19 protein-coding genes and 1 pseudogene are annotated in these 24322 nt (G+C 59.6%); 13 read left to right on the forward strand and 7 right to left on the reverse strand.

The window, feature by feature from the left end; genetic code table 11:
- Positions 1 to 25 precede the first annotated feature (25 nt).
- Positions 26 to 1738, forward strand: coding sequence for a cation:proton antiporter (locus tag PMI23_RS15770; protein WP_007908655.1), 1713 nt, complete (start codon positions 26 to 28; stop codon positions 1736 to 1738).
- On the opposite strand, the gene PMI23_RS15775 is transcribed toward PMI23_RS15770, so the two are convergent.
- Positions 1735 to 2943 carry an ammonium transporter gene (locus PMI23_RS15775; RefSeq protein WP_007908654.1) on the reverse strand — a complete coding sequence of 403 codons (1209 nt, stop codon included), beginning with the start codon at positions 2941 to 2943 and terminating at the stop codon, positions 1735 to 1737. The two genes, PMI23_RS15770 and PMI23_RS15775, sit on opposite strands and share 4 nt — an antisense overlap.
- Before the next feature lie 304 nt (positions 2944 to 3247).
- Here PMI23_RS15775 and PMI23_RS15780 point away from each other — a divergent pair, with 304 nt between their 5' ends.
- The 8 genes from PMI23_RS15780 (at position 3248) to PMI23_RS15815 (ending at position 14615) form a co-directional block, all read left to right on the forward strand.
- Positions 3248 to 3562, forward strand: coding sequence for a DUF883 family protein (locus PMI23_RS15780; protein WP_007908653.1), 315 nt, complete (start codon positions 3248 to 3250; stop codon positions 3560 to 3562).
- A gap of 2 nt (positions 3563 to 3564) precedes the next feature.
- Positions 3565 to 3951: a phage holin family protein gene (locus tag PMI23_RS15785; RefSeq protein WP_007908652.1), complete on the forward strand. Its 387-nt coding sequence runs from the start codon at positions 3565 to 3567 to the stop codon at positions 3949 to 3951.
- Positions 3948 to 4286 (forward strand): hypothetical protein, encoded by a 339-nt coding sequence (locus PMI23_RS15790; protein ID WP_007908651.1) that lies wholly within the window; start codon positions 3948 to 3950, stop codon positions 4284 to 4286. Before PMI23_RS15785 ends, PMI23_RS15790 begins: the two co-directional genes overlap by 4 nt.
- 124 nt (positions 4287 to 4410) lie before the next feature.
- On the forward strand, positions 4411 to 5574 hold the full coding sequence (locus tag PMI23_RS15795; protein ID WP_007908643.1) for an EAL domain-containing protein: 1164 nt from the start codon (positions 4411 to 4413) through the stop codon (positions 5572 to 5574).
- Positions 5575 to 5650: 76 nt separating this feature from the next.
- Complete coding sequence (locus PMI23_RS15800) at positions 5651 to 6979, forward strand: deoxyguanosinetriphosphate triphosphohydrolase (protein WP_007908641.1); 1329 nt, start codon at positions 5651 to 5653, stop codon at positions 6977 to 6979.
- 363 nt (positions 6980 to 7342) lie between these two features.
- Positions 7343 to 7969 carry a response regulator transcription factor gene (locus PMI23_RS15805; RefSeq protein WP_007908640.1) on the forward strand — a complete coding sequence of 209 codons (627 nt, stop codon included), beginning with the start codon at positions 7343 to 7345 and terminating at the stop codon, positions 7967 to 7969.
- 8 nt (positions 7970 to 7977) lie between these two features.
- The gene (locus PMI23_RS15810) at positions 7978 to 11622 is read left to right on the forward strand and encodes a transporter substrate-binding domain-containing protein (RefSeq protein ID WP_007908638.1); all 3645 of its coding nucleotides are present in this window, start codon (positions 7978 to 7980) and stop codon (positions 11620 to 11622) included.
- Positions 11623 to 11669: 47 nt separating this feature from the next.
- Positions 11670 to 14615, forward strand: coding sequence for an HD domain-containing phosphohydrolase (locus PMI23_RS15815; RefSeq protein ID WP_007908636.1), 2946 nt, complete (start codon positions 11670 to 11672; stop codon positions 14613 to 14615).
- Here PMI23_RS15815 and PMI23_RS15820 read toward each other — a convergent pair whose 3' ends face one another.
- Entirely contained in the window at positions 14616 to 15098 is a 483-nt protein-coding gene (locus PMI23_RS15820) for a GAF domain-containing protein (RefSeq protein WP_007908634.1), read from the reverse strand.
- Complete coding sequence (locus PMI23_RS15825; protein WP_007908631.1) at positions 15095 to 15985, reverse strand: ATP-binding protein; 891 nt, start codon at positions 15983 to 15985, stop codon at positions 15095 to 15097. The genes PMI23_RS15820 and PMI23_RS15825 overlap by 4 nt, the downstream gene beginning before the upstream one ends.
- 166 nt (positions 15986 to 16151) lie before the next feature.
- Between PMI23_RS15825 and PMI23_RS15830 the strand changes: the two are divergent.
- Positions 16152 to 18471 (forward strand): annotated as a pseudogene (locus tag PMI23_RS15830) (response regulator).
- Here the strand turns inward: PMI23_RS15830 and PMI23_RS15835 are convergent.
- The 3 genes from PMI23_RS15835 to msrB all read right to left on the reverse strand — a co-directional run bounded on the left by PMI23_RS15835 (position 18455) and on the right by msrB (position 19903).
- Positions 18455 to 18916, reverse strand: a complete 462-nt coding sequence (locus tag PMI23_RS15835; protein ID WP_007908626.1) for a MarR family winged helix-turn-helix transcriptional regulator — start codon at positions 18914 to 18916, stop codon at positions 18455 to 18457. The pseudogene PMI23_RS15830 and the gene PMI23_RS15835 overlap by 17 nt on opposite strands.
- Complete coding sequence (locus PMI23_RS15840; protein ID WP_007908624.1) at positions 18913 to 19398, reverse strand: glutathione peroxidase; 486 nt, start codon at positions 19396 to 19398, stop codon at positions 18913 to 18915. The genes PMI23_RS15835 and PMI23_RS15840 overlap by 4 nt, the downstream gene beginning before the upstream one ends.
- Positions 19399 to 19507: 109 nt before the next feature.
- Positions 19508 to 19903, reverse strand: coding sequence for a peptide-methionine (R)-S-oxide reductase MsrB (gene msrB, locus PMI23_RS15845; RefSeq protein ID WP_007908622.1), 396 nt, complete (start codon positions 19901 to 19903; stop codon positions 19508 to 19510).
- Positions 19904 to 20127: 224 nt separating this feature from the next.
- Between msrB and PMI23_RS15850 the strand changes: the two genes are divergently transcribed.
- Both PMI23_RS15850 and htpX read left to right on the forward strand, forming a co-directional pair.
- Positions 20128 to 21339 carry a pyridoxal phosphate-dependent aminotransferase gene (locus tag PMI23_RS15850; protein WP_007908620.1) on the forward strand — a complete coding sequence of 404 codons (1212 nt, stop codon included), beginning with the start codon at positions 20128 to 20130 and terminating at the stop codon, positions 21337 to 21339.
- A 303-nt stretch (positions 21340 to 21642) separates the two neighbouring features.
- Positions 21643 to 22530: a protease HtpX gene (htpX, locus tag PMI23_RS15855; protein ID WP_007908619.1), complete on the forward strand. Its 888-nt coding sequence runs from the start codon at positions 21643 to 21645 to the stop codon at positions 22528 to 22530.
- A gap of 198 nt (positions 22531 to 22728) precedes the next feature.
- Here the strand turns inward: htpX and PMI23_RS15860 are convergent, their stop codons facing one another.
- On the reverse strand, positions 22729 to 23376 hold the full coding sequence (locus PMI23_RS15860; protein WP_007908617.1) for a thiopurine S-methyltransferase: 648 nt from the start codon (positions 23374 to 23376) through the stop codon (positions 22729 to 22731).
- Between the two features lie 103 nt (positions 23377 to 23479).
- Between PMI23_RS15860 and PMI23_RS15865 the strand changes: the two genes are divergently transcribed.
- Positions 23480 to 24247 carry a DODA-type extradiol aromatic ring-opening family dioxygenase gene (locus PMI23_RS15865; RefSeq protein ID WP_007908615.1) on the forward strand — a complete coding sequence of 256 codons (768 nt, stop codon included), beginning with the start codon at positions 23480 to 23482 and terminating at the stop codon, positions 24245 to 24247.
- The last annotated feature ends 75 nt before the right edge of the window (positions 24248 to 24322 follow it).

Here is a 24322-nt window from a genome sequence, read left to right on the forward strand (position 1 = left end):
CCTGAATCTGACATCGGAGTGTCCAGTGTTTGCCAATTTGTTGATCATCCTCGCCTCGTCCCTCGTGGTGATTGCGCTGTTTCGGCGCCTGCGGTTGCCGCCGGTTCTGGGTTATCTGTGCGTGGGATTGCTGGTCGGGCCGAGTGCCTTCGACTGGGTCAACGAAAGCGAACACCTGCCTGACGTAGCCGAACTGGGGGTGGTGTTTCTGCTGTTTTCACTCGGCCTGGAATTTTCCCTGTCGAAGATGATCGCCTTGCGTCAGGTGGTATTCCGCCTCGGCAGTCAGCAGGTACTGATCAGCACCGCACTGCTCGGTTTGTTGCTGATGCTACTGGGCATGCCGACGACGCCGGCGCTGCTGCTCGGCGCCGGGCTTTCGCTGTCATCGACGGCAATTGTGACCAAAGAACTGGGCAGCCTCGGCGAGGTGTTCAGCAGTCACGGGCAGAATGCCGTTGGCGTTTTGCTGTTTCAGGACGTTGTCGCAGTATTGCTGCTGACGTTGGTGCCAGTGTTTGCCGGGAGCAGCGCCCAAGCCTGGTACTGGGCGCTGCCGCTGACACTGGCGAAAACCGTGGTGCTGTTTGTCGGTCTGCTGCTGGCCAGTCGCTGGTTACTGCCGAGGCTGTTTCATGAAGTGGCCGCGTCACGCTCGGCTGAGTTGTTCGTGCTGTTGGCGCTGGTGATTGTGCTGCTGACCGCGTGGCTGACTCACCTGCTGGGCCTGTCCCCTGCCCTCGGTGCATTTCTGGCCGGCATGTTGCTCGGTGAAAGCCACTATCGGCATCAGATCGAGGCCGACATCCGACCGTTTCGCGACATCCTGCTCGGGGTGTTTTTCGTCAGCATCGGCATGCTCATCGACCTGCAACTGTTCGTCAGTCACAGCCTGCTGATCCTCGGGCTCACCGTCGGCTTGATGGTGATCAAGGGCATCGTCGTCGCCTTGTTGGTGAAGTGGCGCGGCAGCGACAGCGAAACGGCGTGGCGTAGCGGCCTGGCATTGGCGCAGGGGGGCGAGTTCTGCTTTGCACTGATGGCGCAAATGCAGCAACACAGCATGATGCCCGAGGCGCTGGGCAATCTTCTGCTCGCCGCGACGTTCTGTTCGATGCTGCTGACGCCACTGCTATTGCGCGCGGCGCCCCGCATCGCTACAGCACTCCACCGCAAGCCCAATCAGGAAGCACAGATCGAGGAAATCAGCGCACTCAACGCCGACCTCAATCAGCACGTGGTGATTTGTGGCTACGGCCGCGTCGGTCAATCCATCGGGCGTTTCCTGCGCAATGCCAAACAGCCTTACATCGCACTGGACAGTGATCCGGTTCGCGTACAGGAAGCCGCCAGCGGAGAAAGTGACGTGCATTATGGCGACTCATCACGCGGCGATCTGCTGACCGCCGTTGGCCTGCTGCGCGCAAAACTGCTGGTGGTCGCCGTGGATCAGAGCGACATTGCCCTGCACATCCTCAAGGAAGCGCGCCGACTCAATGCCCATGTGCCGATCCTGGTACGCACCCGCGACGACAGCCAATGGGCCGAATTGAAAGCCGCCGGCGCCACCGAAGTGGTGCCGGAGCTGTTGGAGTCAAGCCTGATGCTCGCCTCTCACGCCTTGATCATGCTCGGTCTGCCGGCGCATCAGGTGCAGGAAAAGGTCGATCAGGTGCGCATCGACCGTTATCGCCTGCTCCATGGTTTTTACCCCGGTACCGATGATCCCGAGACTTAGTCCTGGCTCACCGCGCCGATCTTGTGCAGCGACAGGTCAGCGCCGTAATACTCTTGTTCCTGACTCAGGCGCAGCCCGTGCAGCGCCTTGATCACGCCGTACACGACAAAGCCACCGATCAGCGCCACCGCGACACCGAGTGCGGTGCCGATCAACTGGCTGATCAGACTGACGCCGCCGATACCACCGAGCGCGGCCTGGCCGAAAATCCCGCAGGCGATCCCGCCCCAAACACCGCACAGGCCGTGCAGTGGCCAAACACCCAATACGTCATCGATGCGCCATTTAACCTGCGCAGCGGTAAAGCACCAGACAAACAGCGCACCGGCAATCGCGCCGGTCACCAGCGCACCGACCGGATGCATCAAGTCGGACCCGGCACAGATCGCCACCAGCCCGGCCAATGGGCCGTTGTGCAGGAAGCCCGGGTCATTGCGCCCGACGAGCAGCGCCGCCATCGTGCCGCCGACCATCGCCATCAACGAATTGACCGCCACCAGACCGCTGACGCCTTGCAGTGTTTGCGCACTCATCACGTTGAAGCCGAACCAGCCGACAATCAGAATCCACGAACCCAGGGCCAGAAAAGGAATGCTCGACGGTGCGAACGCCACCAGACGCCCGTCGCGGTAACGGCCATTACGCGGCCCCAGCAACAGCACCGCCGCCAGCGCCAGCCAACCGCCCATGGCATGCACCACGACGGAACCGGCGAAGTCATGAAAAGCGGCACCGAACTGCGCCGTCAGCCAAGCTTGCAGACCGTAGTTGCCGTTCCAGATCATGCCTTCGAAAAACGGATAGATGAACGCGACGATCAGCGCCGTGGCGCACAACTGCGGCACGAAACGCGCGCGTTCTGCGATGCCACCGGAAATAATCGCCGGGATCGCGGCAGCAAAAGTCAGCAGGAAGAAAAACTTCACCAGTCCGTAACCGTGATCGGCACTCAGCACCGCCGCCGGTTGCATAAACGTCACGCCGTAGGAGATCCAATAGCCTATAAAGAAATAGGCCAGGGTCGAGACGGCGAAGTCGCTGAGAATCTTCGACAGCGCATTGACCTGGTTTTTCTGGCGGACTGTACCAACTTCGAGAAAGGCGAAACCGGCATGCATTGCCAGCACCATTACCGCACCGATCAGAATGAACAAGGTATTGGAGCTGTGAACCAGGGTGTCCACAGCGCTTTGCAGATTTTCCATAAGCAGGCAGACCTAAAGGCGAAAAAGGCACCAAAGCGGTTCATGCGCACATTTCATGCACCAAGTTGCGACCGCGCAGGCACGGAGCCTACGGTCCGGCGAACTGCTTTGGCGCACGAGGTCGATGTCCTGACACGAACCGGGCTTGTTTGGGATAAGGTTTCTCATGGCGCATGCCCGGCAACCGCGCACGACCGCCGGGCAACGCACCACGACACAGCAAAAGTTGTACCAGTCATTTGTACTGAACCTTCGCGCAAGGCTCATACTCGAACGCTTCAGACGTCACTTACGGAGATCCACCATGGCCAGCATCAAGGCAAAGACTGCTCAAGAAATCCTCATGAACGACTTCCAGACTTTGGTCGCCGACACCGAACGCTTGCTCGAGCACACCGCCACCCTGGCCGGCGATCAGGCCGATGAGCTGCGCGAGCAGATTCACGACAGCCTGCTGCGCGCCCGCGAAACCCTGAAACTGACCGAAGAAACCCTGCGCGATCGCGGTCAGGCTGCAGTGACCGCCACTGAAGATTACGTGTCGGCCAACCCTTGGCAGTCCGTTGGCATCGCTGCCGGTGTCGGCTTTCTGATCGGCCTGCTGGCTACCCGGCGCTGATTATGTCGATCGGTGAATCCGGCCCGACTGCGGGCACCGCCTCTTCCACGCGACGCCTGGGCGCCGCCGTTCTGGGTCTGCTGCACAGCCATGTCGAATTATTCGGCATCGAATTGCAGGAGCAGAAATCACGAACCGTCAGCCTGTTGCTGTTCGCAGGTCTGGCTTTGGTCTTTGCCCTGTTGTTGCTGGTGGGCTTATCGACACTGGTGATGATCGTGTTCTGGGACACTTATCGTCTGGCCGCGATCATTGGCCTGTGCGTTTTCTATACCCTGGCGTCGATCTTCTGCGCACTGCGTCTCAAGGCGGCGATTTTCGATGAATCCTCGCCTTTCCACGGCACGCTCGAAGAGCTGGCCAACGACCGGGAGCGCCTGCTGCCATGAGCCTGCCTGAACTGCCACACAACAGCTCGCGTCGGGAAATGCGCAAGGCGTTGATCCGCCTGCGCATGGAAATGCATCGCCAGGAAATTCGTCATGAAGCCGGGCAAGTCCTGCAACCGCTGCATCGCATGCGCGGCATGACGCAAAACCTGCAAGGTGGTTTCGGCATCAAACACGCGCCATTGTGGGGCGTGGCTGCCGTTACGCTATTGGGCTTTATCACTGGCAAAGGCGCGAAAAGCGGCGGCGCCGGTGGCTTGAGCCGGCTGATCCGGCTCGGCACCAGCCTCGGGCCGCTGATCAAACTGGTCATGCAGAGTTCGGCCAAACGCTGAACAGATACATCTGGCTACATTCTTGCAATACCGGCGGGATGAACCTCTTTATCCGGAGGTTCAATCCCGTGCGCCTATCCGGTCGACGGGGTTCAACCAGAACAAGAACGACTAAGGAGGCCCCGTGATCGACGGGCAACCGCTCGCCTGCTTTCAACCTTTCATCGATACCGCCACGGGACGCATTGCAGGCGTCGAAGCATTGGGCCGCCTGCGCCAGGTCGACGGTCAACTGTCTTCGGTCGGGCCACTGTTTGCGGACCCGCGCACACCCGCGATTGCCCTGCGCCGCCTCGACCGGCAAATCCGCGACAACGCCTTGAGCCGCTTGCATGAAGCGCCGGCAGACTGGTTTCTCAGCCTGAACATGTCGCCGCGCTGGATCAGTCGTCTGCGCGCCGATCAGGCTCTGCCCAGCCTCAAACAATTGGCGCGCTACGGTATCGATCCGCAACGCATCGTCTTCGAGATCACCGAACTGGGCGGCAACGGTCAACGCCTGGCCGAAGTCGTCACGCGTTATCGCGAGGCGGGCGCGAGAATCGCCATCGACGACTTTGGCGCCGGCTACTCGCAACTTGATCGGGTGCTGGCGCTGCAACCGGACATTCTCAAACTCGATATGCGTCTGTTCCAGGCCGCTGCACTGGGTGGTCCGAGCAGTGATGTGGTCAAGGCTCTCGCGCAGATGGCCGAGAAGACCGGCTGCTGGATCATCGCCGAAGGCGTCGAGACCGAAGCGCAGTTGAATTTCGCCCTGGAATGCGGATCGCGCTATGTACAGGGATTCCTGTTCGCGCGGGCGCAGGAGGCGTTCTTTCCCGCCGACGCGTTTGTGCAGCACTTCGCCGAACTGCGCCAGCGCTATGTCCGGCAGAAACTCGCGGAGCGCGGGCGGCTGATGCAAATGCGCCAGCAACTCGCTGAACTGATGTCGATCCTGCAAGCCTGGGCTCAGGCGCATGCCCCCTTGAGCGCGCTGCCACAACTGGACGCCTTCCCTTGGCTGCTGCGGTTTTATCAATGCGATCGCCACGGCACGCAGCTGACGCCCAACCTCGAATGGCGGCAGCATGGCTGGTTCGCCGACAATCGTTATCTGGGGCACAACTGGTCGTGGCGCCCGTATTTTTATCATTTGCTCGCCGAAGGCTGGGAGGAGCGGCGTTTGACGCTCTCCAATACCTACCGCGATGCCACCAGCAATCAGTATTGCCTGACGGCCGGGCAGTTTTTTGACAACGGTGAGCGTTTGCTGTTGATCGACATCGACGCGGCTGGGTTGTAGTTACGCTTGCAGGGGCGTGCGCGAACCGGGAAGCTAGGGGCCAACGCCCCCAGTCACCTGACGGAGAGAATCAGCCTTGGATTGGCAAACCCTGCTCAACCGCGAACGCCTAGGCAAGCCGCTGCACAGCCCGCAAGAACTTGGCCGCAGCCCTTTCCACAAAGACCATGACCGCATCATTTTCTCCGGTGCCTTCCGCCGCCTCGGACGCAAGACCCAGGTGCACCCGGTCACCAGCAACGATCACATTCACACGCGCCTGACCCATTCGCTGGAAGTCAGTTGCGTCGGCCGTTCACTGGGCATGCGAGTGGGCGAAACCCTGCGCAGTGCCTTGCCCGAATGGTGCGACCCGGCCGACCTCGGCATGGTCGTGCAGTCGGCGTGTCTGGCCCACGACATCGGCAATCCGCCGTTCGGCCATTCCGGTGAAGATGCTATTCGTCACTGGTTCCAGCAGGCCGCCGGACGTGGCTGGCTCGACGGCATGAGCGAAGCCGAACGCGCTGACTTTCTCAACTTCGAAGGTAACGCCCAAGGCTTTCGCGTACTGACTCAGCTGGAGTACCACCAGTTCGACGGCGGTACACGGCTGACCTACGCCACCCTCGGCACTTACCTGAAATACCCGTGGACCGCGCGCCACGCCGACTCCCTGGGCTACAAGAAACACAAATTCGGCTGCTATCAAAGTGAGCTGCCGCTGCTTGAGCAGATCGCCCACAAACTGGGCCTGCCGCAAATCGAAGACCAGCGTTGGGCGCGTCACCCGTTGGTGTATCTGATGGAGGCCGCCGACGACATCTGCTACGCGCTGATCGATCTCGAAGACGGCCTCGAAATGGAGCTGCTGGAATACGCCGAAGTCGAATCCCTGCTGCTCGGGCTAGTGGGCGACGATCTGCCGGAAACCTATCGTCAGCTCGGCCCGCAGGATTCGCGACGACGCAAACTGGCGATCCTGCGCGGCAAGGCCATCGAGCATTTGACCAACGCTGCGGCGCGGGCCTTTGTCGAGCAACAGGACGCACTCCTCGCCGGCACGCTGCACGGCGATCTGGTCGAGCACATGCACGGCCCGGCCAAGCGTTGCGTCCTGAACGCCAAGGACATCGCCCGCAAGAAAATCTTTCAGGACAAGCGCAAAACCCTGCATGAAATCGGCGCGTATACGACGCTGGAGATCCTGCTCAATTCGTTCTGTGGGGCCGCGCTGGAACAACACAACGGTCGTACGCCGTCATTCAAAAGCCGGCGCATTCTTGATCTGCTGGGCAGTAACGCACCGGATCCTCAGGGTTCGTTACACACGTCGTTTCTGCGCATGATCGATTTCATTGCCGGCATGACCGACAGCTACGCCAGCGACATGGCGCTGGAAATGACCGGCCGTTCCAGCCATTGACTCCATCGCATGCGGGCGCCCATGGTTTTGGCTACCCGCATGCAGCCCTCCCAATGTCAACCCGAGAACTTTTAACGCGTCACTGACAGGGCTGAAGATCCACAATGACCACGCGGCGATTCAGCAAGTTTAAACATCTATAAAAAGCCATTTACAGCCAGTACTTGCAAATCATTCAAGTCAAACTATAAGCCTCTTCAAATTCTGCTCCTCCTTACGTCAAACCTAGTTTGAACGTAGTCCGTTTCCTTATTAGTTGTAGGATTAATCCGATAACGTGACTGGAGCCATGTCACTTCATGCGAGTGCTCATTCAACTGAGCTAAGGTGCGCGCTTTATTCGTGCTTGCATGGGATTTGATTATGAACTCCGTTTTTATTGTCGACGATCACCCGGTCATCCGTCTCGCCGTTCGAATGCTGCTGGAGCATGAAGGTTACAAGGTCGTCGGTGAAACCGATAACGGAGTCGATGCCATGCAAATGGTGCGCGAGTGCATGCCCGATCTGGTCATTCTCGATGTGAGCATTCCCAAGCTGGACGGCCTGGAGGTGCTGGCCCGCTTCAATGCCATGGGCTCGCCGCTGAAAATCCTGATTCTGACGGCGCAGTGTCCGACACTGTTCGGCATTCGCTGCATGCAATCCGGCGCATCGGGTTATGTCTGCAAACAGGAAGACCTCAGCGAACTGGTCAGTGCAATCAAAGCAGTACTTTCCGGTTACAACTATTTCCCCAGCCAGGCATTGAATCCGGTTCGTAGTGACGATATCCGTTTTGCCGAACTGGAACTGTTCAAATCCGTCAATGATCGCGAGTTGATGGTTTTGCAATTGTTCGCCCAAGGCCGCACTAACAAGGAGATCGCCAAGGGCATGTTTCTAAGTAATAAAACCGTCAGCACTTACAAAAAACGCCTGATGCAGAAACTCAAGGCCAAATCCCTTGTAGAACTTATCGAGATGGCCAAACGAAACGCACTCGTGTGAGAGCCCGCATGCCCAGCCGTTTGAAGGACTATTTAATTGCGTTGAGTGCAGGTCTTTACCTGAGTGCCAACGTGTTCGCCATGCCCGGCGGTTCACCGGACTATGCCTTGCTAAGCAGGTCGGCAAACGAGCCGGTATCGATCACGTTCGATAAGTCCCAGCGGCAATGGATGCTTGCGCGTAGCGAACTGGTTCTGGGCACTTCGGCGCCTGACTACCCGCCGTTTGACATGACGGTCAGTGGCAAGGATTACGAAGGGCTGACAGCTGACTACGCCGGACTCCTTGGCCAGGCCACCGGTCTGCCTGTCCGGGTGCAGCGCTTTCCATCCCGGGATGCGGCGATTCGGGCACTGGTCGATGGCCAGGTCGACCTGCTGGGTACCGCGAACGGGTTCGAAGCGAGCAATGCCAACCTGGCGCTGTCGACCCCCTATGCCATTGACCTGCCGGTGCTGGTCACCCGCGAAGACGAAACCCGCTCACTCACCGAAGGCCTGGCCGGGCTGCGCCTGAGCATGGTCTATCACTATTTGCCGTTACCCGAAGTCAAGGCGTTGTATCCCAAGGCGCTCATTACCTGCTACCCCTCCTACCAGAACGCGATCAACGCCGTCGCGTTTGACCAGGCCGATGTGTTTCTCGGCGATACCCTGTCGACGCATTACATGATCAACAAGGGTTACCTGAACAATGTGCGCATGGCCAATTTCGGCAAGCAGGAAGCCCAGGGGTTCAGCTTCGCCGTGCGCCGCAACAACCCACAATTGCTCGACATCGTCGACACCGTGCTCAAGGCAGTGCCTGCCAGCGAACGCGACAATATTGCCAAGCGCTGGAGCGCCGGCAGCGATCTGTTGCTCACCGACCGGAAAATGCAACTGACCCAGCGCGAAGAAGTGTGGCTCAAACAGCATCCGGTGGTCAGCGTGGTCGTCAATGAAGCGTTCGCGCCCCTGACATTCTTTGACAACGACGGCAATTTTCGCGGCATCAGTGCCGACCTGCTCGAACTGATCCGCCTGCGCACCGGCCTGCGTTTCGAGATCCGGCGCAGCCGCAACGACGCGGAAATGATCCAGCAGATAGACCACCATCAAGCCGATCTGATTGCAGCATTGTTGCCGACAGCGGAGCGCGAAAAAACCCTCAACTTCAGTCGTCCCTATCTGGAAAATTCCTACGTTCTGCTGACCCGCAAGAGTGCCGACGGCCCGACCAACCTGGGCCAGCTCAAAGGCAAACAACTGGCGATTGCCCAAGGCAATCCGATGGTCGAATACCTGCGCCGAGAGTATCCGCGCATCCAGTTGATCGAAACCGCGGATACCTTCAGCGCGGTATCGCTGCTCGCTGAAGGACATGTCGACGGCGCGGTGAACTCACTGGTGATTGCCAACTACTTCATTTCTTCGCGGATCTTCAATCAGGCATTACAAATCACCACCACCATCGGCACCGGCCAGGCTGCGTTTTCGCTGGCAACCGCCCGGGACAACACGGAACTGGCGTCGATCATCAACAAAGCGTTGTTGAGCATCGCCCCCGATGAGCTGGGCGTGATCAATGGCCGCTGGCGCGGTTACTCCACGGCATCGCAGAACATCTGGCATAACTACCAGCGCCTGTTCTACCAGGTGATCGTCGGCGCTTGCCTGTTACTGCTGCTGCTTCTGGCCTGGAACGCCTATATGCGTCACCAGATCAAACAACGTCAGGCCGCCGAGCGCGCGCTGAACGACCAGTTTGAATTCATGCGTTCACTGGTCGATGGCACACCGCATCCGATTTATGTCCGCGACCGCCAAGGCCTGCTGCAAAGCTGCAATGAAAGCTACCTCGAAGCGTTCAATGCCAAACGCGAAGACGTCATCGGCAAAAGCGTCATTGAGGGCACCTTGAGCAACGCCTTCGAGGCTCAGGCTTTTCAGGCCGATTACCAACGCGTCGTCGCCGAAGGCACACCGATGGTGGTCGACCGGCCTTTGCACATCGGCAACCGACGCCTGACGATCTATCACTGGATACTGCCGTACCGTGACTCCAGCGGCGACGTGAAAGGCATCATCGGCGGTTGGATCGACATCAGCGAACGCCGTCAGTTGTTCGAAGAGTTGCGTACGGCCAAAGAACAGGCAGATGAGGCCAACCGGGCAAAAAGCACGTTTCTGGCGACCATGAGTCACGAAATCCGCACGCCAATGAATGCCGTGATCGGCATGCTTGAACTGACACTCAAACGTATGGATCAACAGCATCCGGATCGCTCATCAATCGACACGGCTTATCATTCGGCCAACGATCTGCTGGGTTTGATCGGCGATATTCTCGACATCGCACGGATCGAATCCGGGCGTCTGAGTCTTTGCCCGGAACGGGTCAATCTGGTCGATACCGTGGCGTCTGTGGCAAGAATCTTCGAAGGCCTCGCCCGGCAGAAAAACCTCACCCTGCAAGTCATCTTCAATCCACCGGACCTGGCAATCGATGTGCATCTGGACCCCCTGCGTTTCAAACAGGTGCTGTCGAATCTGGTGAGCAATGCCATCAAATTCACCGAGCAGGGGCATGTGCGGATTACCCTGGACCTCATGAACACCGAGGCGCCGGCCCGTGCCTTGATGCAACTGACCGTACAGGACACTGGCGTCGGTATCAGTGCCGAGGACCAGCAGCGCTTGTTCGAACCATTTGCCCAGGCGGAAAACAGCAGTCAACAAGGTAGAAGCGGGGCAGGCCTGGGACTGGTGATCAGTCGCAACCTCTGCGAAATGATGGGCGGGCAACTGCAATTGAACAGTCAGCCGGGCATCGGCACTCAGGTATGTATCTCCCTGGCGCTGGAAACCTTGCCGATACAGCTGAGCACAGTGAAAAGTGAAGCGGCGATCAAGACATCGCAAACGCCCCTGCGTGTGCTCGTGGTAGATGACCATCCGGCGAATCGATTGTTGATGTGTCAGCAACTGGAGTTTCTCGGACATCACTTCAGCATTGCCGAGAACGGCTGCAGTGGCCTGGCACTGTGGCGGGCGGGCCATTTCGACCTGGTGATCGTCGACTGCAACATGCCGTTGATGAATGGCTACGAATTGACTCGCGCCATTCGCCAGCATGAACTCCAGGCACGCTGCCCGCCCTGCACTGTGCTGGGCTTTACGGCCAATGCACAGCCGGAGGAAATCCAGCGTTGCAAACAGGCCGGCATGAACGATTGCCTGTTCAAGCCCTTGAGCCTGAGCCTGCTCAGCCAGTGGGTCGATGGCATCACGCCGACGTGTGCACCACCGGCCTTCAACCTGCAAAACATGAACATGCTGACCGGTGGCAACCCTGCTCAAGCCCGCCGTTTGCTGGCCGAGTTGCTCAAAAGCAGCCGCCTCGATCGTCAGGAACTGCTCGCGCTGTCGCCTGAACATGATCGCGCGGCGCTGGCGGTGGTCGCTCACAAGATCAAGGGGGCCGCGCGTATCGCTCAGGCATCACGCGTGATCGAGTGCTGCGACGCCCTTGAGCAAGCCTGCGCCGAGGCCTTGTCGACAGACGAGATCGCTCGCCGTTGCGAAGCGAGCAACCGGGCGATGCTCGATCTCGAGCACGCCTTGCAGCAGCAATTGACGGTGTCGGATCAAAGCACAATGAGCCTGCCTTAACTATGCTTGGCGCTGAGCAGTGAGTTAACCATCATGGAGAGCCCGAAATGCCCAGCCCACTGCGCCCGGAGCAACGCCGGTTTCCGCTGCATGTGCACATCAGCGTCATGTTCACCTTCCTGTTGCTGCTTACAGGAATCGTGCTGGGCCTGTTCAATTACCACCAGACCACGCAGATCATCCTCTCGAGCAGCGAAAAACTGTTCGAACGGATCGAACAGGACGTGCGCCTGGACATGGCGGCCACCTATCAGCCGATCCGCCATTTGCTGAGTTTGCTGGCGGACAACCCCGCCACTCAGGCTGCGCGCCTTGAACAACGCATGCCCCTGCTCCGCCCCTTCAGCCAGTCGCTCAGCGACAATCCCAACCTGGCGTCGCTGTACCTGGGTTATGCCAATGGCGACTTCTTCATGGTCCGTCCACTGCGCAGCGCAGCACTGAAAACGCTGCTCAAGGCCCCTGAAGCGGCGGCGTATCAGGTCTGGAGCATCGAGCATGACCCGCAGGGCGCGATGCACTCGCAATCGCTGTTTTTCGATCAGGCACTGACCCCGATAAGCCGTCAGGACAACCCAGGCGACCGCTACGATCCGCGCAGCCGTGCCTGGTTCAACGATGCCCGTCAACAAGAGGAACAGATCACCACCGAGCCCTACGTGTTTTTCTCCACACACAATGTCGGCACGACCTTGGCCCGGCGCAGCGGCGAGAACGCCGTGATTGGCGCGGACCTGACGCTGGTCGCCCTGTCCGCCGCGCTGAGTAAACATGTCGTCACCCCCTCCACCGAGATTGCCCTGTTCGACGCCGAGGGCAACGCCGTGGCCTACCCCGACAGCGAGCGCCTGATTGTCGACGGCAGCACGGCCTCTCTGGCCAAAGCGGCGGACCTGAGTCCGGGCTTGCATACCCTGTTGTCCGGCGCAGCCAAGGGCAATCGCGTGGAAGCGGAGGGGCGCCACTGGATCGTCGCCCGCAGCAGCATTCAAGAGGGTGGCCCAAAAGGTTTGCAATTGGCGTTGCTGGTGCCGGAAGACGAGTTACTGGTCGATGCCTACCGTTTGCGCTGGCAAGGCGCGCTGATCACCCTGGCGACCCTGCTGCTATGCCTGCCGCTGGGCTGGGTGATTTCGCGAATTCTGGTCAAGCCGTTGCACGCGCTGGTCAAGGAAGCAGACGCCATCCGCAGTTTCGATTTCAATTTTCCGTTGGCACGCCGCTCGCCGGTGCTTGAAGTCGACCAGTTGAGTGTGTCGATGGCACGAATGAAAGACACCCTGGCGAGTTTCTTCCAGATCACCGACACCCTGGGCGCCGAAACCCGCTTTGCCCCCCTGCTGCAGCGGGTGCTGTTTGAAACGGTGCAGATTGCTCAGGCGCAGGCAGGGCTGATCTATCTGCGTGAAAGCGACAGCAGCCGCATGGAGCCTTACGGCCTGGTGATAGATGGCACGCCACAGACCCTGGAGGCGTTCGACATTCAGGGCCACGACCTGCAGCAGAGCAACGGCCCGGCGTGGTTCAGACATTTGGTCAGCGCCAACAACGTGGTGAGCAACTTCGGCTTTGATCAGGCCGGCGACTTGCAGAAGGTCCTGCTGGCAATGCAATCGCCGCGCATCCATCTGATCGGCATCCGCCTGCACAACCGCCACGACGAAACCATCGGCCTGCTGATTCTGCTGGTGAGCGACAGCGGCACCGCAGCCGATCTGGAAAAACTGCGCCCTGATCGCATCGCTTTTTTGCAGGCTGTGTCCGGCGCGGCGGCGGTGAGCATCGAGAGCCAGCGTCTGCAAGCCCGTCAGAAACAACTTCTCGACGCCTTTATTCAATTACTCGCCGGTGCCATCGACGCCAAGAGTCCGTATACCGGCGGGCATTGTCAGCGCGTGCCGGAGCTGACACTGATGCTTGCCCAGGCCGCAGCAGCCAGTCAGGCGCCGGCCTTCAGCGCCTACCAACCGAGCGAAGATGAATGGGAAGCCCTGCACATTGCCGCGTGGCTGCACGACTGCGGCAAGGTCACGACGCCGGAATACGTGGTCGACAAGGCCACCAAACTGGAAACCATCAACGACCGCATCCACGAGATCCGCACACGTTTCGAAGTGCTCAAGCGTGATGCCTGGATCAGCTATTGGCAGGCGCGCGCCCTGGGCGGCGATGAGACCGCATTGGCCGAACTGCGCGACGCCACGCTGACGGCGCTCGACGAAGATTTTGCCTTTGTCGCGCGCTGCAATCTAGGCAGTGAAGCGATGGCCGAAGCAGATCTGCAGCGTCTTGATCATCTCGGCCGACGCACCTGGATGCGTACCCTTGATGACCGGCTGGGTGTGTCCTGGGAGGAGAATCGGCGTCAGTCGCGCACGCCGGCACCGAGCTTGCCGGTCAGTGAAAAGCTTTTGGCGGACAAGCCCGAGCACCTGCTCGAACGCGACCCGAACGAGTTGATTCCCGAAGACAATCCATGGGGCTTCAAGCTGGATGTGCCGCGCTACAAATACAATCGCGGCGAGCTGTATAACCTGAGCATCAGCCGCGGCACCTTGACCCGCGAAGAACGGTACGTGATCAATCACCACATGGTGCAGACGATCATGATGCTCAGCCACCTGCCCTTCCCCGGCCACCTCGACAGCATTGCCGAGATCGCCGGCGGTCATCATGAAAAAATGGACGGCACCGGTTACCCGAAACGCCTGAAGCGTGAGGACATGAGCCTGCCGGCGCGGATGATGGCGATTGCCGATATCTTCGAGGCGCTGACCGCAGCCGATCGCCCGTACAAGAAAGCGAAAACCTTGAGTGAGGCGTTGGCGATCATGGCCACCATGTGCCGCGAAGCACACATCGATGCCCAGCTGTTTGGTTTGTTCATCAACGACGGCGTGTACATGCAGTACGCCGTGCGTTTTCTCGATCCCGCGCAGATCGACAACGTGGATCCGGCCAGCCTGCTGCACAAGGCTGGCCTCACCGCGTGATCAGCAGTCGGTCAGACGCAGGAAAATCGCCGCCAGTTGCTCGATACCGGCCTGATCCTGCGCACCGAAACGCGCCAGTTTCGGGCTGTCGAGGTCAAGTACACCGATCAGGCGACCGTCCTTGACCAGCGGCACGACCAGCTCACTGTTCGACGCGCTGTCGCAGGCGATATGCCCCGGGAACGCGTGCACATCTTCAACGCGCTGGGTTTGCCGAGTCGCTGCCGCCGCGCCACACACGCCACGACCGAACGGAATGCGTACACAAGCGATCTGCCCCTGGAACGGGCCGAGCACCAGCTCTTCGTTGCGGTTGAGGTAAAAACCCGCCCAGTTCAGGTCATCGAGCTGGTTGAACAGGAACGCCGAAAACTGCGCGGCGTTGGCGATGAAATCGCGCTCGTCCGCCAGCAGCGATTCCAGTTGTGCGGCCAACATGCCATAGCCTTCGAGGCCTTGGCCGCTTTGTTGCAAATCAATCATGCCTTGTGCTCCAACAATTTCAGTCCCACCCAATAACGGGCGAATTGGTACGCGCAACGTCCATTGCGATTACCGCGGCCGGTGGCCCAACGCACGGCAAGGATGTCCAGTTCTTCGTCGCGCTGCCAGCTCAGGCCGGCCTTGGCCGCCAACTGGCCGATCCAGTGCTCGACGACGTTGAGGAAGTGTTCTTGAGTAAACGGGTAGAACGACAGCCACAGACCGAAACGGTCCGACAGCGCGATCTTGTCTTCCACGGCTTCGCTGGGATGCAGTTCGCCGTCGACGCGTTTCCAGTTTTCGTTGTCGCTTTCCTTCTCCGGCACCAGATGGCGACGGTTGGAAGTGGCGTACAGCAAGACGTTGTCCGGGGCCTGCTCAAGCGAACCATCGAGCACGCTTTTGAGCACGCGATAATCGCCTTCACCGGATTCGAACGACAAGTCATCGCAAAACAACACGAAACGTTGCGGCAGTTTGCCGATCTGCTCGACCACCCGCGGCAGATCCGCCAGATGATCGCGCTCGATCTCGATCAGGCGCAGGCCCGCAGCGGCGTGCTCCGCCAGCAAGGCTCGCACCAGCGACGACTTGCCAGTGCCGCGCGAGCCCCACAGCAGCGCATGGTTGGCCGGCATGCCATCGAGAAATTGCTGGGTGTTGCGCCCCAGTTGTTCGAGCTGACGGTCAACACCGATCAGGTCGGACAGGCGCATGTCGAGGCTGACTTCCAGCGGCAACAAGTAGCCGCTGCGCCCATCGCGCTGCCAGCGCGCCGCCAGACAAGTGCCCCAGTCGATCACCGGCCGTGGTGCCGGCAACAACGGTTCGATCCGCGCCAGAACCGACTCGGCGCGTTCAAGAAAAGCATTCAATCGGGAATCCACGTCTTCTCCTCGGGCACATTCACAGTGATGATGACGATCCAGCGACGACACACAGATAAAAATCACCCTACCAAGCCTTGTTACAAGGCGATTCGGGAACCTCGGTATCCATACATGATCGACTATGCTTGAGCAGCGAAGGGAAACGGAAGTGGTTCAACACCCCATGGATATCAAATTCACCCACCGGCTGTCATACAAGCAAGCCAGGCTTACTGTGCTGGTCGGGTTCATTCTGGGCACGCTGCTCAGCCTGCTGCAAATCGGCATCGATTATGCCAGTGAAGACGCCTCCATCAACCGTGAAATCCTGTCATTGCTGGAAATCAGCCATAACCCGGCCTCACGGATTGCCTACAACATCGACGCCGAACTGGCGCAGGAACTGACCCTGGGCCTGTTGCGCTCACCGGCGATCATTTCTGCGCAACTGATCGACAACAACAATACGGTGCTGGCCAGCGTCAAACGCCCGGAACTGCAAAGCGGCTACCGGGTGATCAGCGACTTCCTGTTTGGCGCCAAGCGCCAGTTCGAGGATCGTCTGTATCTGGATCATCTGCCCAACGAATCGTTGGGGGTCTTGAGCCTCGAGGTCGACACCTATGCCTTCGGCAGCCGTTTTCTGCGCCGGGCCGAGGTCACCCTGCTCAATGGGTTCGCGCGCAGCCTGATTCTCACCGGCATTTTGCTGGCGCTGTTCTACGTGATGCTGACCAAACCGCTGGTGCGGGTGATCCGCGAACTCAGTGGGCGCGACCCGCGCAGCGCCGAGCCGACTACGCTGGAATGTCCGTCCGGCCACGGCAACGATGAAATCGGCGTGCTGGTCAAAGTCGCCAATCAGCAATTCGAGAACATTGCCACCGAGATTCAACAGCGGCGCAACGCCGAAAACCGCCTGACCGACTACCTCGGGCAACTGGAAAACATCGTCTCGGCGCGCACCGCCGAACTCAAGGCGATCAACGCGAGGCTCAGCCAGTCCAATCAGGAACTCGAAGTCGCCCGCAGCACCGCCCTGGAAATGGCCGAAGCCCGCTCGGCATCTCGCCAACATGAGCCACGAGATCCGCACGCCACTCAACGGCCTGCTGGGGATGATTGCGCTGTCACTCGACGGCCCGTTGAATGCCGAACAGCAGCAACAGCTGTCGATCGCTCACGATTCGGGCAAGGTGCTGGTCGAATTGCTCAACGATATTCTCGACCTGTCGAAATTCGATGCCGGGCAACTGGAGCTTGAGCACATCCCGTTCGATCTTGGCTCGTTGATCGAAGACACCGCCAACCTGCTATCGCAGAACGCGGCGCCAAGCGTCGAGCTGACCTGCCTGATCGATCCGCACTTCCCGGCGCTGGTGCTGGGCGATCCGACCCGCGTGCGGCAGATCGTCAGCAACCTGCTGTCCAACGCCCTGAAATTCACCCGTTTCGGCAGGGTAGACGTGCGCTTGTCGACCTACCAGGATGGCGTGCGCATCGAGGTCTGCGACACCGGCATCGGTATCGCCCAGGACGCGCAACTGAAAATCTTCCAGCCGTTCACGCAGGCAGGCGCCGGCATCACTCGCCAGTACGGCGGCACTGGCCTCGGACTGGCGCTGACCTACAACCTCTGCGAAGCGATGCAGGGGCGCCTGACCATCAGCTCCGAGACCGGTTTTGGCAGTCAGTTCTGTGCCGAGTTGCCTCTGCCGTGTCATACCCGAGCGTTGGTCCCGGCACCTCTGCATGGAAAAGTGCTCGCCATCACTGCGGCCAGCAGCGGTCTGGCGGAACTGTTGCAGAGCCTGCTGCCGGTCTGGGGGCTTGCGTATGAGCAGCGCACCATCGATGACTCACTGTTGGGCCTGACCCCGGACGTGGTGATTACCGATTGCCCTGAGTGCCTTTTCGGCTTGCGCCCGACGCTCGTTGCGCCGATTTTGCTGGTGACCGCCTACGGCAGCTTTCTGCCGAGCGAAGAAGCGGCTGCGCTCGCGCCTCTGCAACAACAGGCACGACCGTTGGCGCGCAACGCGCTTTACCAGAACCTGCGCCGCACCCTGCAACCGGACGTCGTTGCCATTAACGATGCGCAGCTCGAAACCGCTCCCTCGGTGCGGCGCGGGCGGGTGTTGCTGGTCGAAGACAACCCGGTCAATCAGTTGGTGGCCAAAGGCATGCTCGGCAAACTGGGCTGCGAGGTCATCGTCGCTGCCCATGGTGCCGAAGCGCTCGATCAGTTGGAGTATCACGAATTCGATCTGGTGCTGATGGACTGCAACATGCCGGTGATGGACGGCTACGAAGCCAGCCGGCAGATCCGTCAAAGCGGGCGCTGGCCGCACCTGCCTATCGTCGCCCTGACTGCCAACGCCATGTCCGAGGAACGCGAGCGCTGCCGTGCGGCCGGTATGAGCGACTATCTGGCCAAGCCGTTCCGCCGTGAAGAACTCGCGGCCCTGCTCGATCAGTGGATCCCGACTACGACAGCGCTTTGATCTGCCCCAACAAGTGATCGAGGCCGTCACGCAGGTCGTTGAGGCGGTCCAGATCGACCCCGCTGTCGCACAGCAACCGGGCCTTGAGCGGCCCGACCTGTTCGCGCAACGCTTGGCCGGCCGGTGTCAGGCTCAGGTGGACTTCCCGTTCATCACGCGTGGAACGCTGGCGCTGCACCCACTGCAACTGCTCCAGACGCTTGAGCAACGGCGTCAGCGTGCCCGAGTCCAGTGCCAGGCGCTCGCCCAAGGCCTTGACGGTCGGTTGCTCCGGCGCGGCGTCCTGCCATTCCCACAACACCAGCATCGCCAGATATTGCGGGTAGGTCAGACCGAGCTGATCGAGCATCGGCTTGTAGGCACGAATTACCGCTCGGGAGGCGGCGTACAACTTGAAGCACAACTGGCTGTCGAGCTTCAGCGAATCGACCGGCAGGCTGTTCATTTGAGCAGGGCTTCGATCTCGCCGCTCAGCTCCTGCGGCTTGGTGGTCGGGGCAAAACGCTTGACCAGTTTTCCGTCCTTGCCAATCAGGAACTTGGTGAAGTTCCACTTGATGCCCTGGGAGCCAAGCAGACCCGGCGCGCGTTTTTTCAGTTGCACGAATAGCGGATGCGCGTCGGCACCGTTAACGTCGATTTTCTTGAACAGAGGGAAGCTGACACCGAAATTCAGCTCACAGAATTCACTGATCGCCCCTTCGTTGCCTGGCTCCTGCTTGCCAAACTGATTGCACGGGAAGCCCAAAACCACCAGCCCCTGATCCTTGTAGGTCTGCCACAGCTCTTCGAGGCCTTTGTACTGTGGGGTGAAACCGCATTTGCTCGCAGTGTTGACCACTAAAACCGCTTTGCCGGCGAAATCGGCCAGGGTCTTTTGCTCACCCTTGATGGTGGTGCACGGGATGTTCAGCAGGTTGTCGCTCATGGCACTGGGCTCCGCAGACAGTCAGGAAAGGCCAAACATAGCGAGCAATTAAATTGTGTGCAATTTAATTATCGAATAACAAGGCGACCCGAAGGTCGCCTTCAATCGTTTAAGCGCGCGGTTCGAGGTTCAGACACACCGAGTTGATGCAATACCGCAGGCCGGTCGGCGGCGGGCCGTCGGGAAACACATGACCCAGATGCGCATCGCAGCGCGCGCACTTCACTTCCGTGCGGATCATGCCGTGCGTGGTATCACGGATTTCGGTCATCGCGCTTTCGCCAATCGGCGCGTAGAAGCTCGGCCAGCCGCAGCCGGAATCGAATTTGGTCTTGGAGTCGAACAACGGCTCGTTGCAGCAAACGCAGTGATAAACGCCGTCGGTTTTGGTCGCGTTGTATTTGCCGGAGAACGGTCGCTCAGTGGCACTGAGGCGGCAAACCTCGTACTGCTGCGGGTCGAGCATGGCTTTCCATTCTTCCAGGGTTTTTTCCAACTTTTCCATCATCACACCTCAGCGGCTGAAAAAGCCCGATCTGTACCTTTTCCACGGATCGGGCGGCACGTATGATTGCGCCTCGTCACGCACCAGTCTGGCAGCCAGACCGGGCGCATTCAAACGGATTATGGGAGCCACGGCTCAAGACGTCCGCCTGTGTGAAAACACAGGAATCCCAGCACGGTTGTCCATCCGCCGCCTGGATCGTTCATTTTCGGGATCACATCGCCATGCAGTTCAGCAAATCGAACAAGCTCGCCAACGTCTGCTACGACATTCGCGGCCCGGTGCTCAAGCACGCCAAACGACTGGAAGAGGAAGGCCAGCGCATCCTCAAGCTGAACATCGGCAACCCGGCGCCGTTTGGTTTCGAAGCGCCGGATGAAATCCTCCAGGATGTGATCCGCAACCTGCCGACCGCGCAAGGCTACAGCGACTCCAAAGGTCTGTTCAGCGCGCGCAAAGCGGTGATGCAGTACTACCAGCAAAAGAACGTCGAAGGTGTCGGCATCGAAGACATCTACCTGGGCAACGGCGTGTCCGAGCTGATCGTGATGTCGCTGCAGGCGCTGCTCAACAATGGCGACGAAGTGCTGGTGCCGGCCCCGGACTATCCGTTGTGGACTGCTGCCGTCAGCCTCGCCGGTGGCAATGCCGTGCATTATCTGTGTGACGAGGGCGCCGACTGGTTTCCGGATCTGGCCGACATCAAGGCCAAGATCACCCCGAACACCAAAGCCATGGTGATCATCAACCCGAACAACCCGACCGGCGCGGTGTATTCGAAGGAAGTGTTGCTGGGCATGCTGGAAATCGCCCGTGCGCACAACCTGGTGGTGTTCTCCGACGAGATCTACGACAAGATTCTGTACGACGATGCCGTGCACATCTGCACCGCGTCGCTGGCCCCGGACCTGCTCTGCCTGACCTTCAACGGTCTGTCGAAGTCGTACCGTGTAGCGGGTTTCCGTTCCGGCTGGATCGCGATCTCCGGGCCGAAGCACAACGCGCAGAGCTACATCGAAGGCATCGATATGCTGGCCAACATGCGCCTGTGCGCCAACGTGCCGAGCCAGCACGCGATCCAGACCGCACTGGGCGGCTATCAGAGCATCAATGATCTGGTGCTGCCGCAGGGTCGCCTGCTCGAACAGCGCAACCGCACCTGGGAGTTGCTTAACGACATTCCGGGGGTGAGCTGCGTCAAGCCGATGGGTGCGCTGTACGCGTTCCCGAAAATCGATCCGAAGGTCTGCCCGATCCACAACGACGAAAAATTCGTCCTCGACCTGCTGCTCTCCGAGAAGCTGCTGGTGGTGCAAGGCACAGCGTTCAACTGGCCGTGGCCGGATCACTTCCGCGTCGTCACCCTGCCTCGCGTCGATGATCTGGAAATGGCCATCGGCCGCATCGGCAACTTCCTCAAGTCTTACCGCCAGTAACTGGCCAGCAGTGCGCAACGGCCAAACGTTGCGCACTGTCTGATTCAGCAACACTTCTGCGTTCCACCTCCGCGCACGCCTTCTACACTTGCGATTCATACCGGTTACCTGCGTCCGGCGTAATGGCGACGGGTCGCGGCTGGCTGTCATCCCTATCAGTTTCTGTCGTGGGAAATGTGCCGAGCACCGAAGAATCTGCTGTAGGACACAGTTTGAAATAGTCACTCAGTTGAATAGCCCGGTGCAGCACCTTATATACCCCGCAGTACGCTACATCTTTAGCTTGAGGAGATTTCTACAACCATGATGCGCATCCTGCTGTTTTTGGCCACTAACCTGGCGGTCGTGCTGATAGCCAGCATCACCCTGAGCCTGTTCGGCTTCAACGGGTTCATGGCGGCCAACGGGGTTGATCTCGACCTTAGTCAGCTGCTGGTTTTCTGTGCAGTCTTTGGTTTCGCCGGCTCGCTGTTCTCGCTGTTCATCTCCAAGTGGATGGCGAAGATGAGCACCGGTACCCAGATCATCAGCCAGCCACGTACCCGGCATGAGCAATGGCTGCTGCAAACCGTTGAGCAACTGTCCCGCGAAGCCGGGATCAAGATGCCCGAAGTCGGTATTTTCCCGGCCTACGAAGCAAACGCCTTCGCCACTGGCTGGAACAAGAACGACGCGCTGGTCGCGGTCAGCCAGGGCTTGCTCGAGCGCTTCTCACCCGATGAAGTGAAAGCCGTACTGGCCCACGAAATCGGTCACGTGGCAAACGGCGACATGGTCACGCTGGCGCTGATCCAGGGCGTGGTGAACACCTTCGTGATGTTCTTTGCGCGGATCATCGGCAATTTCGTCGACAAGGTGATCTTCAAGAACGAAGAAGGCCAGGGCATCGCCTACTACGTGGCGACCATCTTCGCCGAACTGGTACTGGGCATTCTCGCCAGTGCGATCGTCATGTGGTTCTCGCGCAAGCGCGAATTCCGTGCCGACGAGGCCGGCGCACGTCTGGCCGGCACCAGCGCAATGATCGGCGCACTGCAACGCCTGCGCGCCGAACAGGGCCTGCCGGTGCACATGCCGGACACCCTGAACGCCTTTGGCATCAACGGTGGCATCAAACAGGGCTTTGCCCGCATGTTCATGAGCCACCCGCCGCTGGAAGAGCGTATCGACGCGCTGCGTCGTCGCGGTTGATCTGACCGGTAACAATGAAAAGGCCCGCAGTGATGCGGGCCTTTTTTGTTGCCACGATTAGTTCGCGGTTGCTGATGGCCCTATCGCTGGCAAGCCAGCTCCCACAGCGGGCTGTGGCGTTTTGAAGATAGAGAGAACACGATTGAACCCTGTGGGAGCTGGCTTGCCAGCGATGAGGCCAGTACGACCCCTAAAGAGCTATAGGCCAGAAACGCGGTACACCCGCTCCTCAAGTCGCGTCACGCCCGCCTGCAGGAACTTCCAGCTCTCGCCCAGCACATCCTGCTCCTCGAGCACTTGCACCTGCCAGGCATCCCCCAGCAACCGCTGCACCTCATCATCCCCCACCGCAAACGGCGGCCCCGGCATCTGCGCCTGATCGTAATCCAGCGTGATCAGCAACCCTTGTACACCCTGCGGGAGAGTCCGCTGAAGATGCGCCGCATAGCGCTCACGCATCGGCGCTGGCAAGGCAATCAGCGCGGCACGGTCGTATATCGCCGCGCAATCGGCCACATCACTCGCTGTCAGCGCAAAGAAATCCCCACACCACAACTCGATGGCGTCACCCCGATAGACCTTGAACGCGCCCTTCTCGCTGATCTGCGGCTGCACCTGATGTTCACTGAAAAAGTCCTCGATAGCCTTTTCCGACAATTCGATCCCGAGCACCTGATGACCGCGCCCTGCCAGCCACGCCAGATCCAGACTTTTCCCACACAAAGGCACGAGCACTCGCGCCGTTTCAGGTGCCGCCCAGTGCCGCTGCAGATACGGGTTCACCTCGGGCAGATGGAAACCGATCTGGCCCGAAGCCCACTTCTTGTGCCAAAACTCAGGCTGCATGCGTCACTCCCAATAATTCGATCAAAAAGCATCAAAACTTATATTAGATTTAGATCAATGATCTGACTGAAGATGAGGCCATCTTAACGCTCAGGAACCCATCATGTTTCCCAGCCTGTTTATTTCCCACGGTTCACCCATGCTCGCGCTGGAACCCGGCGCCAGTGGCCCGGCGCTGGCGCGTCTCGCAGCCGAATTACCGAAACCCAAAGCCATCGTGATTGTTTCTGCGCATTGGGAAAGCCACGAGTTGCTGGTCAGCAGTAACGCGCAACCGGAAACCTGGCACGACTTCGGCGGCTTTCCGCGTGCATTGTTTGAAGTGCAGTACCCGGCGCCGGGCAATCCGCAACTGGCTGCCGAAGTGGCTGATTTGCTGGCAGCCAACAACCTGACTGCCCGCCTCGACCCACAACGTCCATTCGATCATGGTGTTTGGGTGCCGTTGTCGCTGATGTACCCGCAGGCGGATATTCCAGTGGTGCAGGTTTCGCTGCCGAGTCGCGCGGGCCCGGCGCTGCAAACCCGAATCGGCCGAGCGCTGGCGAGTTTGCGCGACCAGGACATTTTGCTGATCGGCTCCGGCAGCATCACCCACAACCTGCGCGAACTGGACTGGCACGCCGGCCCGGAAAGTGTCGAGCCGTGGGCGCGAGATTTCCGTGACTGGGTAATCGAGAAGTTGGCGGCGGACGATGAGGCGGCGCTGCATGATTATCGCCAGCAGGCGCCGAATGCAGTGCGCAGCCATCCGAGTGATGAGCATTTGTTGCCGCTGTATTTTGCCCGGGGCGCGGGAGGAGAGTTCAGCGTGGCGCATAAAGGCTTCACGATGGGCGCGTTAGGGATGGACATCTATCGCTTTGGTTAAAAGCAAAAGATCGCAGCCTTCGGCAGCTCCTACATTTGGAATGCGTTCCCTCTGTAGGAGCTGCCGAAGGCTGCG

The organism is Pseudomonas sp. GM24 (assembly GCF_000282235.1).
Taxonomy (GTDB): domain Bacteria; phylum Pseudomonadota; class Gammaproteobacteria; order Pseudomonadales; family Pseudomonadaceae; genus Aquipseudomonas.

Coding starts and splice junctions, on each gene's coding strand:
- PMI23_RS15775 (WP_007908654.1), bottom strand. CDS start 2,943: ATGGAAAATCTGCAAAGCGCTGTGGACACCCTGGTTCACAGCTCCAAT.
- PMI23_RS15780 (WP_007908653.1), top strand. CDS start 3,248: ATGGCCAGCATCAAGGCAAAGACTGCTCAAGAAATCCTCATGAACGAC.
- PMI23_RS15785 (WP_007908652.1), top strand. CDS start 3,565: ATGTCGATCGGTGAATCCGGCCCGACTGCGGGCACCGCCTCTTCCACG.
- PMI23_RS15790 (WP_007908651.1), top strand. CDS start 3,948: ATGAGCCTGCCTGAACTGCCACACAACAGCTCGCGTCGGGAAATGCGC.
- PMI23_RS15805 (WP_007908640.1), top strand. CDS start 7,343: ATGAACTCCGTTTTTATTGTCGACGATCACCCGGTCATCCGTCTCGCC.
- PMI23_RS15810 (WP_007908638.1), top strand. CDS start 7,978: ATGCCCAGCCGTTTGAAGGACTATTTAATTGCGTTGAGTGCAGGTCTT.
- PMI23_RS15815 (WP_007908636.1), top strand. CDS start 11,670: ATGCCCAGCCCACTGCGCCCGGAGCAACGCCGGTTTCCGCTGCATGTG.
- PMI23_RS15820 (WP_007908634.1), bottom strand. CDS start 15,098: ATGATTGATTTGCAACAAAGCGGCCAAGGCCTCGAAGGCTATGGCATG.
- PMI23_RS15835 (WP_007908626.1), bottom strand. CDS start 18,916: ATGAACAGCCTGCCGGTCGATTCGCTGAAGCTCGACAGCCAGTTGTGC.
- PMI23_RS15840 (WP_007908624.1), bottom strand. CDS start 19,398: ATGAGCGACAACCTGCTGAACATCCCGTGCACCACCATCAAGGGTGAG.
- msrB (WP_007908622.1), bottom strand. CDS start 19,903: ATGGAAAAGTTGGAAAAAACCCTGGAAGAATGGAAAGCCATGCTCGAC.
- PMI23_RS15850 (WP_007908620.1), top strand. CDS start 20,128: ATGCAGTTCAGCAAATCGAACAAGCTCGCCAACGTCTGCTACGACATT.
- htpX (WP_007908619.1), top strand. CDS start 21,643: ATGATGCGCATCCTGCTGTTTTTGGCCACTAACCTGGCGGTCGTGCTG.
- PMI23_RS15860 (WP_007908617.1), bottom strand. CDS start 23,376: ATGCAGCCTGAGTTTTGGCACAAGAAGTGGGCTTCGGGCCAGATCGGT.
- PMI23_RS15865 (WP_007908615.1), top strand. CDS start 23,480: ATGTTTCCCAGCCTGTTTATTTCCCACGGTTCACCCATGCTCGCGCTG.